This window comes from Bacillus cereus group sp. MYBK14-1, from assembly GCF_051916885.1.
Classification (GTDB): domain Bacteria; phylum Bacillota; class Bacilli; order Bacillales; family Bacillaceae_G; genus Bacillus_A; species Bacillus_A cereus.
Window position 1 is genome coordinate 323606 of the sequence record NZ_JBQAHM010000004.1, and the last position, 14026, is coordinate 337631.

Genomic DNA, 14026 nt, shown 5'->3' on the forward strand with positions numbered 1-14026 from the left:
GGACAACGTATGTATTCATGACTCATAAAACGCTTCCATAGTTATGCATGATTTGTATAGAATGTCATTTTTCCGAAAAATTTTCACAATTCTCACAAAAAGACTTTATTAATTTTTATTTTACTGGCATAATAGATAGTAATGAAAAAAGAATGTTAAAGTGGGTGAGTAAATGAAAAGTGGAGAAAAAGATTACTCGGTAAAAGAAGCGATGATTTTCAGCCAACGCATTGCTCAATTATCGAAAGCGTTATGGAAATGTGTAGAGAAAGATTGGCAGCAGTGGATTAAACCTTACGATTTAAATATTAATGAACATCATATTTTAACAATCGCTTATCATTTAAAAGGGGCTTCTATTTCTGAGATTGCTAAGTTTGGAGTTATGCACGTATCAACGGCGTTTAACTTCTCTAAAAAGCTAGAAGAACGCGGCTATCTTGTATTCTCAAAAAAGGAAGATGATAAACGAAATACGTACATTGAAATTACAGACAAAGGGGAAGAATTACTACTTCGCTTAATGGAGGAGTATGATCCTGAAAATAATTCAGTGTTTAATGGGGCTCTTGCACTTCGTAATTTTTATGGGAAGTTCCCAGAAAATATCGAACTGATTGCAATCCTGCGTAATATTTATGGACAAGACTTTATCGATATTTTTGAGAAATCATTAGAAGATATTGAAGAGAACTTTACAGAATCCGATCAAAAGTTAGTTAAGAAATAATCTATTTATTTTTTCGCAATCATGCTTAAGAATTCATTCATAAGCGGCTTAAATAAACCTTGTTTTGCTAGCGCTTCCGCAGTTTCGTGTACTTCGAGCTGATGTGGAAGCGCTTTTTCAAATTGATCTAACAGCGCATCGAACAAAAGAAGCCCTTCTGCTTTCTCCACTACATATTGCTCGTTCAGTTTTTCACAAAGATTTAGTATACGTTCAATATCTTTTTTACGAGCTTTTTTCTTTATGATCAAAGAATAAAATGGACACTTCTCTTCATCAATCATTTTAAATAGTAGGTCTACATAGTATTCAGCTTGTTCTAATCTTCTAACAACGTCCATTTTCTCCCTCACTTTCTAACACAAAGTCTTCTATTTCTGAATTTTGTAACACGAACAAAATATCGTGTGATACAATATATGTATATGTATTTTAGCCAAAAGGAGGTCTCGCCTCATGACACTTATAACAGTTGTTTTTGTCGCATTCGCACTTCTTGTTATATTTTACACGAATTTCATGACACATACACTGTGTGAACGAAAACAAATAGCTGCGAGCCGCCAGCCCGGTGTCTTTCGGGTTATTAATGTATGTATAACAATTTTATTAATTTCTAGTTATATAGAAATTATATTTCATGGAAAGTGAGGAAGGAAAGCCCCTTCCTCACTTTTTTCCTCTATAAGCAAATTATACCTACAATAACCAATAAAATAAACAGTACAAGTAATAAAATAAGTTGAGAATTCATCCCCATCCCCTCCTCTATTCTGTATATGCGGCATACGCCCAATATGGCACAATTTCAAAATCTGACACGTGCTGGTTAATTTTTCTTTATCAATATGAAAACGGTTCGAAATATGATATATTAAATTTTGTACATATTGCTTATACTATAGAACAAAACATTCATCAAAACTTTATCCTCAGCCTCGGTAAGCCCTGTTAAGCGCGCTTTACCAATATAAAAAAGCAAAAGTATCAGTGAGACTTAATCGGGCTCTTATGAATCAAAATTCATTGGTGTAGGATAAATTAAAAATACATAATAGTAGGAGTGTTTATCGAATGAAGAAAGCTATGCTTGCCTTAGCCGCAACAAGTGTAATCGCATTATCAGCATGTGGAACATCATCATCAGACAAAATTGTTACATCTAAAGCTGGTGACATTACAAAAGAAGAATTCTACGATCAAATGAAGACACAAGCTGGTAAACAAGTACTAAACAACATGGTTATGGAAAAAGTACTTATTAAAAACTACAAAGTTGAAGACAAAGATGTAGACAAAAAGTTCGATGAAATGAAAAAACAATACGGTGATCAATTCGATACACTATTAAAACAACAAGGTATTAAAGAAGAAACTATAAAAACTGGTGTGCGTGCTCAATTAGCTCAAGAAAAAGCTATCGAGAAAACAATCACTGATAAAGAACTAAAAGAAAACTACAAGCCTGAAATTAAAGCAAGCCACATTCTTGTAAAAGATGAAGCTACTGCGAAAAAGGTAAAAGAAGAACTTGGACAAGGTAAATCTTTCGAAGAGTTAGCGAAACAATACTCTGAAGATACTGGTTCAAAAGAAAAAGGCGGAGACCTTGGCTACTTTACTGCTGGTAAAATGGTTAAAGAATTCGAAGATGCTGCTTACAAGCTGAAAAAAGATGAAGTAAGCGAACCTGTGAAATCACAATTCGGTTACCACATCATTAAAGTAACAGACATTAAAGAACAAAAACCATTTGATGAAGTAAAAGGCGACATCAAAAAAGATCTAGTTCAGAAGAAAGCACAAGATGCTGCATTCATGAATGATCTTATGATGAAAGAAATCAAAAAAGCTGACGTAAAAGTTGACGATAAAGATTTAAAAGATCTTTTCGAAGAGAAAAAAGCTGACGATAAAAAAGAAGAAAAGAAATAATGAAGTAAAAAGCTTGGGCTTAGGCCCGAGCTTTTTTATGTATCCTCTTCGTTAACGAAAGTTTATTTTTTCATTCGTTTAACTAAAACCATCTTTTATGCATTTCACTTAAAAACATTTCTGTAATTTTAAATCCAGAACTTTCTCCTATAATAGAGTCAATCCCGCAATGCGGACAAACTGCTGTGTTATCATCATCCCACCACTCTGTAATTTTTTTTGGATGAAAAATTTCTAAACAATAGAAACAACCACATATAACATCCTTTTCTAAGTGCTTTCTATTACGAGAACAAAAACGATGCGCTTCCTCAAAATATTTTTGCATCAGTATCCCCCTATTCCTGATTTTCTTCTTTGCTTTACTTACATTCTCCTCAATAAAATTGCAATTCTTCCTTAAAGAAAAACACAAAAAAACCTTGATCCACGCCACGCAGAACCAAGGTTTATCTTATTATCATTGATTAAATTCAAAAACTATGTTAAATTAGTACAGAAACACGTTTTCTAAAATGAAAGGAACGTATTTATCCGTATTTTAATTGTACACCAAAACACATCTTCAGTCAACCTCTATTTTTCACTTTTAAAGGAGTGCTTACCGTATGAACAAAAAACTTGATTTAGAGCAAAAAAGATTGGATACCGTAATCGAGACAATTACGGAGCAAATTGATAAACTGGAAAACGAAACTGGCAGACGCCGGGCAGAAGTAATCAATATTCGTAAACACTTTTGGGATGATGTGAAAGTGAACACGGATACTTTTGATGATTATCTTGAAACAGTTATCAACTTAAGACAACAAGCTCAGTCACTAGCTGTCACACAAATTACCCATAAGCACACCTTTAATCGACTTGCCGCATTAAGACGCATGCATAAAGCACCTTATTTCGGACGAATTGATTTCAAAGAAGAAGGCGAACCTAGCGCAGAGCAAATTTATATTGGCGTTGCTACACTTACTGATGCTAGCGGAGAAAACTTTCTTATATATGACTGGCGCGCACCCATTTCGAGTGTATACTACGATTATCCACCAGGACCGGCTGAATACAGTACACCAGAAGGCGTAATTCACGGCAATGTGGAGAAAAAATTACAATACATTATTCAAAATGGCGAGATTGATTCTATGTTCGATACGAGCCTTACAATTGGCGATGAAATCTTGCAACAAGCGCTCGGAAAAGGTACGAACAAACATATGCAAAGTATCGTCGCTACAATTCAGCGTGAACAAAATGAAATTATTCGTCACGATGAAGGCCGACTCCTTATCGTGCAAGGAGCTGCTGGTAGTGGTAAAACGTCAGCTGCCCTGCAGCGAATCGCCTACTTACTATATAAATATCGCGAATGGCTAAAAGCGGATCAAATTATTCTCTTCTCCCCTAACTCTATGTTCAATAGCTACGTTTCTAACGTACTACCTGAACTCGGTGAAGAAAATATGCAGCAAGTGACATTCCAAGAATATTTAAATCATAGACTGAGTAAGTCATTTGACGTTGAAGACCCTTATGAGCAATTAGAATATATGCTAACTGAAACAAATAGCCCTACCTATAAAACAAGAAATGCGAGCATCCGATTTAAAGCATCCACTCAATTTTTCGAGATGATTAGAGCGTACAGACAATCTCTTGAATCTTCAGGTATGCTATTTAGAGGAATGAAATTTAGAGGGAAACTAATCGCCTCAGCTAAAGAAATTACAGAGCAATTTTACAATACAGACTCCTCCCTTCGTTTCAATAATAGAATTGAAAAGTTAACGGATTGGCTAAATAAACAAATAGATGCACTTGAAAAAGCAGAACTGAAAAAGCCTTGGGTAGAAGAGGAAATTGAATTACTTAGTAAAGATGAATACCAAAAGGCTTATAAATATTTACAGAAAAAAGGCGAGTTTGACGACAACTCCTTTCAAGACTTTGAGAAAGAAACAAGAGTACTTGGGCGTATGATTGTCCGTAAAAAAATGAAGCCACTTCGTAAAGGCGTTCAAACATTGCGTTTCATCAATTTCACAGGCATATATAAACAGCTCTTCACAGATGCATCATGGGTTCCTGGGGAAAAACCGAAAGAGTGGGATGACATTTGCTCATTAACAGTAAACATGCTTGATGAAGGAAAGCTATATTACGAGGATGCGACTCCATTTTTACTTTTAAAAGAATTAATTGAAGGCTTCCAAACGAACAGATCGATTAAACACGTACTCGTAGATGAAGCGCAAGATTACTCTCCGTTCCAGTTCGAGTTTTTAAAACGTCTCTTCCCTGCTGCAAGAATGACGGTACTCGGAGACTTTAACCAAGCGATATTTGCCCATGCGAGTGAAACGGTGAATTTCGATACACTTACGAATTTATACGGGCCAGACGAAACAAACGGCATTAACTTAACTCGTAGCTATCGCTCAACAAAACCGATTATTGAATTTACACGTGCTCTCGTACCGGAAGGGAAGAACATTCACGCCTTTGAACGTGACGGCGCGAAACCTACAGTGACGAAAGTAGCTAATCACAACGAACTACACGAACATATTACTGCTAAAGTTGCTGCACTACAAACAGAGCAGCACAATACGATCGCAATCATCTGTAAATCCGCAGCTGAAAGCGCCGCTGCCTATGAGGAACTTAGTAGCATTGAAGATATTAAACTTGTGAAGAGCACCTCTGCTGAATACGAACAAGGCGTTGTTATTATCCCTGCTTATTTAGCGAAAGGCATTGAATTTGATGCCGTTATTATTTACGATGCTTCTAAAGATGTGTACAGCGATGAGAGCGTTCGTAGATTGTTCTACACTGCTTGTACGCGAGCGATGCATGAATTGCACCTTTATAGCGTTGACGAGGTTAGTCCTTTTGTGCTTGGGGCTGATTCGGATAGTTTTGAGCTTATTACAACACCTTGATAACAATCAAGGTGTTTTCTTTTTTATGCAGGACTTACACCTTTAAAGTAGAATATATCAGTTTAGAAAAAAATTAAGGAGCGAAAAGATGAACCACTATTTTATTGCTATTTATGACGGTGAGTTTCCTACCGAAAAATTACATACCATTTTACAATCTAAGCACACTTTTACTGACCTAAACGTCCGCACCATTTCAATCTCCTCACCAAGACCTTTCACATTATTAGTTGGCGAAGAACATCGTGCACTCACAACTGGACTTACAGACAAATACCACTCATTAACGAAAGAGTTGCAAACACTTGAGCAGCAAAAAAAGTACTACTATGTATACGATTATAAAATTAGAAAGACCATCGAGAATCCTATCCAAAAATGCTTTCCATTCGCACAAATCAATATAAGTGCTACGAAATTCCATCAGATGATTCAAAAAGTAAAAGACTTAAAACGACCTGTTTTTGCAGGTTATAACATCGTCTCTCATGATGCAGACATACTTACGATTGATGTACTTCTTTCTTCACCTTTACTAGATCCTAACACTTCCGAAAAAGATGCGGAAGAATACTCTTATTTACAGCAACTAACTGAATCAATCTCTCGTTCTGAATTATGTATTTCTGTTAAAGAGAGTGCACTTATTTAAACACGAAAAGAGGGTTATTTATCATAACCCTCTACATACTATCTATTTATGTTTTTGAAACAAAACGTACTAAGTGTGCTAGTGTAAAAAATACAGATTGCGATGTCCATACCGTTTTTTTATGAATATTTATTTACTTCTTGTCCCCTGACACTAATGTTCTGCTTAAAAACAGGAATTTTCATCCATATATCTTGTTCCCTATTTTAAAACATAATACAATGAATACGTAACTTAATAAGCTATAACTAGTAGGTGTGGTAATCATCTCTTCCATTTTGAAAAAAGGGGGAGGTGATAATATGATCGCGATGTTTGTAATTAAATTAGTGTATGGTATCCTAACCGGAGCTGGCGTTGTCATCGGTAGAAGATACGTCGGTCCATGGCTAATTTCTGTATACAAAAAAGCGAGAACCACCCTGCTTCGCGGAAAAGGTAAGGGCGGTTCTCGGCTAAAACGTTAATGTAATTGTCTTATAACCGCACCTACTACCACCACAATAGCAAGTTAGGTTACAAAGGCAGAAGTTTCTCAGGCTTCTGTCTTCTTTATTTTATGCAAAATTCATACTAAATACTCTATCATCATTGTAACACATTTTATTTATTTTTAGTCAAGAGAAAAAACCACCTAAAGGCTCCCCTTCAGTTGGTTTTCTATTTTACGCTAAAGCAGCCGCCTGTTCTTGTTGTTCTAGACTTTTTCTAGTTCAGCTGTGCCGCTCTCATCATTTATAGCACCAATAAAGACGGATTATGGACCCGCTTCATAACAGTAGGATTAAACAAGGAACAACACCTATTACGAATATAAAAAATCCTCTCACTACATAGTACCTATGTTTTCAGCGATACTCTATTACCATCAAACTGAATTTGTATAATTTAAACTACAGAATAGCGAGCTAATTTTCAAATATCTTCTTTCGCATAACCCTAAATTTATTATCCAGTTGCATTATGCTTATAAATAAAAGATATCCTACCGACGCACCGAGCATATTTATAGCAATCCGCCACACATCAAAAACATCAGACAAAGTTAGTAAATGTAATATCTCCCAAACAAGAAAGGTCATAACATACCACTTACGAGCTTTCTTATAGTTAGTCACTTTATTAATGAGCACTGGAACGAAAAATCCGAATGGAACTACTAATATTATATGTTGTAAAACGCTTAACCAATAAGTTGAGTTTCCCCAAGGACCTGGATGTGCAATAAAATCTTTAACTTGCCAAAGTGTTATTCCAAAAAGTTGTAATAACGTTTCTAAATCAGATATATGTAAAAATTGCTGCCAAAATTCAATGGGATGATAGACAGTCCCACCTGTCAAACTGCGAACAGAGTCAAATGTAGAAGTTGAAATAAACGTTCCTAAAAAGACAATAAAACAAATGATTATATAAGGAATACATAAAATTTTTGATAATACCTTTAATGGCCTAGGAACTTCGTATACCGATTTATTAATCTCTACGCCAATAACTTTTGATTCTCCAAAACTTTGAATCGCTTTATAAATCGCTTCTTTTTCATTCATACCTTGTTCCATATATTCTTCTTTCAAGCTGTTCAAGTGATCATACATTTCTAGAAATAACTCATCCTGTTCAATATCACTAAGTTCTGAATAGGTTAAAATAGACTTAATATACTCGTCAAATTCACTCATAAATAACTCCTTTCTGACAAGCTTGAATTAATGCTGTTACACTCTCCCAAGAGTTCACTTTCTTCTGCAATTCTTTTTTCCCTTTATCTGTAATAGTATAGAATTTCCTTTTCATCCCATTCTCAGATTCATTCCAATAAGATTCAAGAAACTCCTTTTTCTCTAATCTCTTTAAAGCAGGATACAAAGTTCCCTGTCCCATACTATACAAATCTTCACTTGCATCCTTTAAACTTTGAGCTATTTCGTATCCGTATGTATCACGTTTTGCAATGATAGAAAGTAATAAAATATCTATACTTCCCTTCAAGATTTCTTTGTCCAACAATACCACCACCTTATATACATAGTATAACAACATATGTCGTTATGCAACATAGTTAGAAAAATACCCCATAAAAAAACCACCTAAAGGCTCCCCTTCAGGTGGTTCTCTATTTTATGCTAACGCAGCTGCCTGTTCTTGTTGATCTACAGGAATTACAGCGTCTGTTAATGCTTTTTCTAGTTCAGCTGTATATTTCATTTGTTCTTCTTTGCTCCAGCCTAGTTTCGCAGCCATGTAGTTGATTACTGCTTCTTTCCACTCGTATACCCAGTGGATGTTGAAGAATACAGCGCCTCTGCGGCGTACGAAGAAGTCAACTGGTTTTGCTGTCATTTCGTAATCCATTGCGTATACAAGTGGGATTAGAACGTCAAGCGGCATGTTGTATTCTTTCGCTTCTTCTTTATGTTTTTTCGCTAAGTCGAACAGTACATCAACGTTAGAGCCGTAGAATTTCGCGAACTCTTCTGCTTGTGCTGTTGTTAAACCATATTTCGTACCTTCGCCAGCTTTTTTCGCAACGAATGCTGGGAATCCGTGTGAACCATCTACATGTCCACCAGAGATTGGCATATGTTTCGTGTCGCTCTTCGGATATGCGCTATGACCTTCTTTTTGTAGTAAGTTCGTTACGTAGTCTACTACCATTTCAGCCATTTTGCGGTATCCAGTTAATTTACCACCTGCGATTGTAATTAAACCAGATTCAGAAGTCCAAATTTCATCTTTACGAGAAATTTCAGATGCGCTCTTACCTTCTTCATAAATTAACGGACGAACACCAGCCCAGCTTGATTCAATGTCTTTCTCTGTAATTTTCACGCTTGGGAACATGTAGTTAATCGCATTAATGATGTATGTGCGATCTTCTGTTGTCATTTGTGGTACAGCTGCGTCTTTATCATAGAACGTATCTGTTGTACCTACGTATGTTTTTCCTCCGCGAGGAATCGCGAACACCATACGTTTATCTGGTGTATCGAAGTAAATCGCTTGACCTAATGGGAAACGTTTTTGATCAATTACTAAGTGAACACCTTTTGATAACTGAAGTACTTTTCCTTTTTTCGAGTTATCTTTTTCACGAAGTGTATCTACCCAAGGGCCAGCTGCGTTTACAATTTTCTTACCGTAAACTTCGTATACTTCTCCGTCTAGTAAATCGATTACACGTACACCGCATACTTTTCCATCTTTATATAAGAAACTATCTACTTTTGCGTAGTTAACAGCTTTTGCGCCGTGCTCAATTGCTTCTTTCATTACTTCAATTGTAAGACGCGCATCATCTGTACGATATTCTACGTAGTAACCGCCGCCTTTTAATCCTTCTTTTTTTACAAGAGGCTCTTTGTTTAGCGTTTCTTCACGGTTAAACATCTTTCTGCGCTCGCTTCGTTTTACACCTGCTAAGAAGTCGTATACACGAAGACCAATTGATGTACTAAATGATCCGAACGTACCGCCTGTATGGAACGGAAGTAACATCCACTCTGGTGTTGTTACATGGGGACCGTTCTCATATACGATCGCACGCTCTTTCCCCACCTCTGCTACCATTTTCACTTCAAGTTGTTTTAAATAACGTAGACCACCGTGTACAAGCTTCGTTGAACGACTTGATGTACCTGCTGCAAAGTCCTGCATTTCAAACACAATTGTTGATAACCCGCGTGTTGCTCCATCTAATGCAATACCAGAACCAGTAATACCTCCACCAATTACGATCACATCTAACTCTTGTTTATTTACTCCGTTTAATACGTCTTTACGTTGGTTACTTGAAAATTTCATGGTAATTCCTCCCTTTGATAACGAAAAAAGAGACCACAAACTCCGCTATAGATTTCGCCTCTATAGCGCGTTGTGGTCTCTCCAAATCTCCTACCGAATTATTAACTTGTCACCATTATAACACTGTTTATGATTATTTGAAAGCTTTTGTTGCTTCAATTGCTTTTTTCCATCCAGCATATAGCTCTTCACTTGTTTTCGCTTCCATCGTTGGTTCAAAGCGTTTGTCCATATGCCACTGTTCTTTAATTTCATCTTGGTTTTTCCAATATCCAACCGCAAGACCAGCTAAGTATGCTGCACCTAGAGCCGTTGTTTCGTTGATTACGGGACGCTCTACAGGAACATCTAAAATATCACTTTGGAACTTCATTAAGAAGTTATTTTTAACCGCTCCGCCATCAACGCGTAATGTTTTCAGCTCAATACCTGAATCTGCTTCCATTGCGCATAATACATCTTTCGTTTGGTAAGCTAAAGATTCTAGCGTTGCACGAATGAAATGCTCTTTCGTCGTACCGCGCGTTACACCAAACATAGCGCCGCGTACTTCACTATCCCAATAAGGTGTTCCTAGTCCAACGAATGCTGGTACAACGTATACACCGTCAGTTGATTCAACGCGACTCGCATACACTTCACTCTCACTTGCATCTTTAAACATGCGCATTCCGTCACGTAACCATTGAATTGCAGAACCCGCTACGAAAATACTTCCTTCTAATGCGTAGTTTACTTTACCATCTATTCCCCATGCAATTGTTGTTAATAGACCGTGCTCAGAAGCTACTGCTTTTTCACCTGTGTTCATTAACATGAAGCAACCAGTTCCGTAAGTATTTTTCGCCATACCTTCACCGAAACAAGCTTGTCCAAATAATGCTGCTTGTTGGTCACCAGCTACACCTGCAATCGGTACATTTTGGCCGAAGAAGTGGTAATCAATTGTTTCTCCGTAAATTTCAGATGATGGACGCACTTCTGGAAGCATGCTCTTTGGTACTGTTAACATTTCTAGAAGCTCATCATCCCACTGTAAGTCGTGAATGTTAAACATTAACGTACGTGATGCGTTTGAGTAATCTGTTACGTGTGCTTTACCACCAGATAGTTTCCATACAAGCCACGAATCAATTGTTCCGAATAATAGATCGCCGTTTTCTGCTTTTTCTCTTGCACCTTCAACGTTATCTAAAATCCATTTTACTTTCGTACCAGAGAAGTATGCATCAATTAAAAGACCTGTTTTTTCGCGAACCATTTCGCTATAACCTTTTTCTTTTAACTCATCACAAATTTCAGCTGTTTGGCGAGATTGCCATACGATTGCGTTGTAAATTGGTTTACTAGTCGTTTTATCCCAGACAACCGTTGTTTCACGTTGGTTCGTAATACCGATACCTGCGATTTGTTCTGGTTTTACATCTGCTTCGCTTAAGCAAGTTGCGATAACTGCTAAAATAGATCCCCAAATTTCTTGTGCATTATGCTCTACCCAGCCCGGCTTTGGAAAATGTTGTGTAAACTCTTTTTGAGCTGAATGAACAATTTCACCTTTTTTATTGAAAAGAATTGCGCGTGAGCTTGTTGTTCCTTGATCTAATGAAAGAATATATTTTTTCATATCGGTTTCCCCCTTATGCTACTTTTCTACTATTTGTATTGCTTCCGCTTTTTTTACTTGTCATATAAGAGATTGCTAGTACAATCACAGTTGCGATAATCACATAAATAAGTGCTGAATTTTGTTTTCCTTCAAATACAACTTGATGGAATAAACCTGCAAGTGATCCACCTAAAATTGGACCAACTACTGGAATCCATGCATACTTCCAGTTTGAACCGCCTTTTCCTGCAATCGGAAGGAAGAAGTGTGCGATACGCGGACCTAAATCACGCGCTGGGTTAATTGCGTATCCTGTTGTCCCACCTAATGATAAACCAATACTTACAATTAAGAAACCTACGATAAATGGATTTAATCCATCTGCAAATTTATTTGCACCAATTGCTAATATACCAAATACTAAAACGAATGTTCCAATCATTTCACTTAAAAGGTTTGCAAATGTGTTCGGAATTGCTGGACCTGTTGCAAATACACCTAACTTTGTTCCTGGATCTTCTGTTTCTTTCCAGTGTGGTAAGTAATGTAAATATACGATAACTGCCCCGATAATTGCCCCAATCATTTGTGCTACGATATAACCTGGTACGTCGCTCCATGGGAACGCTCCCTTAAATGCTAATCCTATCGTTAAAGCTGGATTCAAATGTGCCCCACTAATTGATCCAACCGCATACGCTGCAACCGCTACTGCTAAGCCCCAGCCCATTGTAATAACAATCCAACCTGAATCTTTCGCAAACGATTTCTTTAAACTTACACCAGCACAAACGCCGCCACCAAGTACGATTAACAACGCAGTCCCTATTAACTCTCCTAAAAATGCTGACATAGTATCCCTCCACAATCAATTTAAACGCTTTCAAATGTGATAGAGGTAAAATGAATGGCCATTCGTTTTTGTCAAAAGAAAAAGACCCACAGCTTGCACGCTTCTATATAAATTTATATAGAAACAATGAAATGTGGATCTCTACTTTTCTCCGTCACGTTTATTAACTTGTCTATAATGTTAACCGCAAATGAAAGCGGTGTCAACGAAAAAATTCACATTTTCGTCACTTTTTTTGGTAATGTTTCCATAGTTCACGTTTTGATGTCGTAATTGCTGTCGCACCAGCATTTAATGCTCTTTCCACATCTTCTACAGTACGAATAAAACCACCTGCTAAAATCGGTACACCAGTACGCTCTTTCACTTCAGCAATAACATCCGTTAATGCTCCAGGAAGTACCTCAATATAATCCGGTTTCGTCTTATCTAAAAGATTGCAGCTCTTCTCCATCGCACTCGAATCGATTAAAAAGATGCGTTGTATTGCCACAACACCTTTTTGCTTCGCCTTCATAATAACGCTCGCCTTTGTTGAAAGTAACCCGTACGGTCTAAACTCCTGACATAAATATTCCGTCGCATGCCCATCACTCTGCAAACCATGAATTAAATCCACATGTAAAAATACCTTTTTACAATATTGCTTCGCAAGCGATATAACACTCTTCAATTGACCGACATGAATATCTAAAATAACGATATATTCATACGAACTATGTAATAGCTTTTCCAAATCTTTAATTTGCCTCACTGCCGGCAAAATCTTCTGTTCATGAAATTCCATTCTAAATGTCCCCTTCTTTATGTCATCCTATCCTTTATAGTACACAATTTAAGTGAAAAGAACAGCTAGTGTTGGGGATTTCTTTCAAATCTTTCTCTTATCTATATATTTTCTTCAACTTATCGGAACCTATACCACCTATAATCATGAATGCAAGGGGTAAAAGATTCATTACATATGGCGCATCTGCTACAATTGTAATACTTGCTCCAGCAAACTTATTTAGCATCCATACAACGATTTTTGCAATAAACAAAAATACTCCTATCATAAATAGACTATCAAAAAACACCTTCCATTTTGGATACGCCAATTGCTTACTATCTTCAATTATTTTCTGCGTCAATTCTTCATCACTCCTTAGCAGTTCATCAATTGTAATACCGAACAGATCACTTAAATGAATAATAATTTCAATGCTCGGATAGTTCTTTCCCGTCTCCCATTTCGAAACAGATTGCCTGCTCACATGAAGTTTTTCAGCCAAATCATTTTGCGACCAATTTCTTTTTTCTCGTTCTTCTTTTAAACGCTCACTAAAAATCATACTGTGTTTATCACCTCTCTATGCCCATTATGTTCAAATAAATGATGAAGAGTAAAGCGAGTTATTGTTGCATTTCCTGCACAACTTATACGTTACAGCTTATAATGGCGCTCTTTTATATGTATCTTCCCTATACTATGCTCCAATAATAATTTCCCGAACAATAATAC

The 14026-nt window shown here is 36.8% G+C and carries 15 protein-coding genes; 6 read left to right on the forward strand and 9 right to left on the reverse strand.

Annotation, left to right across the window (positions count from 1 at the left end):
* The first annotated feature begins 172 nt into the window (after positions 1–172).
* Positions 173–730, forward strand: a complete 558-nt coding sequence (locus ACTFR3_RS14550) for an HTH-type transcriptional regulator Hpr (RefSeq protein WP_000834924.1) — start codon at positions 173–175, stop codon at positions 728–730.
* A gap of 5 nt (positions 731–735) precedes the next feature.
* Here ACTFR3_RS14550 and ACTFR3_RS14555 read toward each other — a convergent pair whose 3' ends face one another.
* The gene (locus ACTFR3_RS14555; RefSeq protein WP_000383655.1) at positions 736–1071 is read right to left on the reverse strand and encodes a DUF1878 family protein; all 336 of its coding nucleotides are present in this window, start codon (positions 1069–1071) and stop codon (positions 736–738) included.
* A gap of 115 nt (positions 1072–1186) precedes the next feature.
* On the opposite strand from ACTFR3_RS14555, the gene ACTFR3_RS14560 reads away from it, so the two are divergent.
* Both ACTFR3_RS14560 and prsA read left to right on the forward strand, forming a co-directional pair.
* The gene (locus ACTFR3_RS14560) at positions 1187–1381 is read left to right on the forward strand and encodes a hypothetical protein (protein WP_000172690.1); all 195 of its coding nucleotides are present in this window, start codon (positions 1187–1189) and stop codon (positions 1379–1381) included.
* A 423-nt stretch (positions 1382–1804) separates the two neighbouring features.
* The gene (gene prsA / locus ACTFR3_RS14565; RefSeq protein WP_000710058.1) at positions 1805–2665 is read left to right on the forward strand and encodes a peptidylprolyl isomerase PrsA; all 861 of its coding nucleotides are present in this window, start codon (positions 1805–1807) and stop codon (positions 2663–2665) included.
* An 82-nt stretch (positions 2666–2747) separates the two neighbouring features.
* On the opposite strand, the gene ACTFR3_RS14570 is transcribed toward prsA, so the two are convergent.
* Positions 2748–2993 (reverse strand): hypothetical protein, encoded by a 246-nt coding sequence (locus ACTFR3_RS14570; protein ID WP_001174907.1) that lies wholly within the window; start codon positions 2991–2993, stop codon positions 2748–2750.
* A gap of 280 nt (positions 2994–3273) precedes the next feature.
* On the opposite strand from ACTFR3_RS14570, the gene helD reads away from it, so the two are divergent.
* The 3 genes from helD to ACTFR3_RS14585 all read left to right on the forward strand — a co-directional run bounded on the left by helD (position 3274) and on the right by ACTFR3_RS14585 (position 6726).
* Positions 3274–5607 (forward strand): RNA polymerase recycling motor HelD, encoded by a 2334-nt coding sequence (gene helD, locus ACTFR3_RS14575; RefSeq protein WP_440044503.1) that lies wholly within the window; start codon positions 3274–3276, stop codon positions 5605–5607.
* Positions 5608–5695: 88 nt separating this feature from the next.
* Positions 5696–6259, forward strand: a complete 564-nt coding sequence (locus ACTFR3_RS14580; protein WP_440044504.1) for a hypothetical protein — start codon at positions 5696–5698, stop codon at positions 6257–6259.
* A 302-nt stretch (positions 6260–6561) separates the two neighbouring features.
* Complete coding sequence (locus ACTFR3_RS14585) at positions 6562–6726, forward strand: hypothetical protein (protein ID WP_000561154.1); 165 nt, start codon at positions 6562–6564, stop codon at positions 6724–6726.
* Positions 6727–7167: 441 nt separating this feature from the next.
* Here the strand turns inward: ACTFR3_RS14585 and ACTFR3_RS14590 are convergent, their stop codons facing one another.
* The 7 genes from ACTFR3_RS14590 to ACTFR3_RS14620 all read right to left on the reverse strand — a co-directional run bounded on the left by ACTFR3_RS14590 (position 7168) and on the right by ACTFR3_RS14620 (position 13856).
* Positions 7168–7941: a permease prefix domain 1-containing protein gene (locus tag ACTFR3_RS14590; protein WP_440044505.1), complete on the reverse strand. Its 774-nt coding sequence runs from the start codon at positions 7939–7941 to the stop codon at positions 7168–7170.
* Entirely contained in the window at positions 7934–8266 is a 333-nt protein-coding gene (locus ACTFR3_RS14595) for a PadR family transcriptional regulator (protein ID WP_000356630.1), read from the reverse strand. The genes ACTFR3_RS14590 and ACTFR3_RS14595 overlap by 8 nt, the downstream gene beginning before the upstream one ends.
* Positions 8267–8380: 114 nt before the next feature.
* Positions 8381–10063, reverse strand: a complete 1683-nt coding sequence (glpD, locus tag ACTFR3_RS14600; RefSeq protein WP_440044506.1) for an aerobic glycerol-3-phosphate dehydrogenase — start codon at positions 10061–10063, stop codon at positions 8381–8383.
* Between the two features lie 133 nt (positions 10064–10196).
* Positions 10197–11687 (reverse strand): glycerol kinase GlpK, encoded by a 1491-nt coding sequence (gene glpK, locus ACTFR3_RS14605; RefSeq protein WP_000760011.1) that lies wholly within the window; start codon positions 11685–11687, stop codon positions 10197–10199.
* Positions 11688–11700: 13 nt separating this feature from the next.
* Positions 11701–12522, reverse strand: a complete 822-nt coding sequence (gene glpF / locus ACTFR3_RS14610; RefSeq protein WP_001272200.1) for a glycerol uptake facilitator protein GlpF — start codon at positions 12520–12522, stop codon at positions 11701–11703.
* A gap of 226 nt (positions 12523–12748) precedes the next feature.
* Positions 12749–13309, reverse strand: coding sequence for a glycerol uptake operon antiterminator GlpP (gene glpP / locus ACTFR3_RS14615; RefSeq protein ID WP_000394285.1), 561 nt, complete (start codon positions 13307–13309; stop codon positions 12749–12751).
* A 97-nt stretch (positions 13310–13406) separates the two neighbouring features.
* A complete protein-coding gene (locus ACTFR3_RS14620; RefSeq protein WP_000577651.1) occupies positions 13407–13856 on the reverse strand; it encodes a helix-turn-helix domain-containing protein in 450 nt (149 codons plus the stop codon).
* Positions 13857–14026 lie beyond the last annotated feature (170 nt).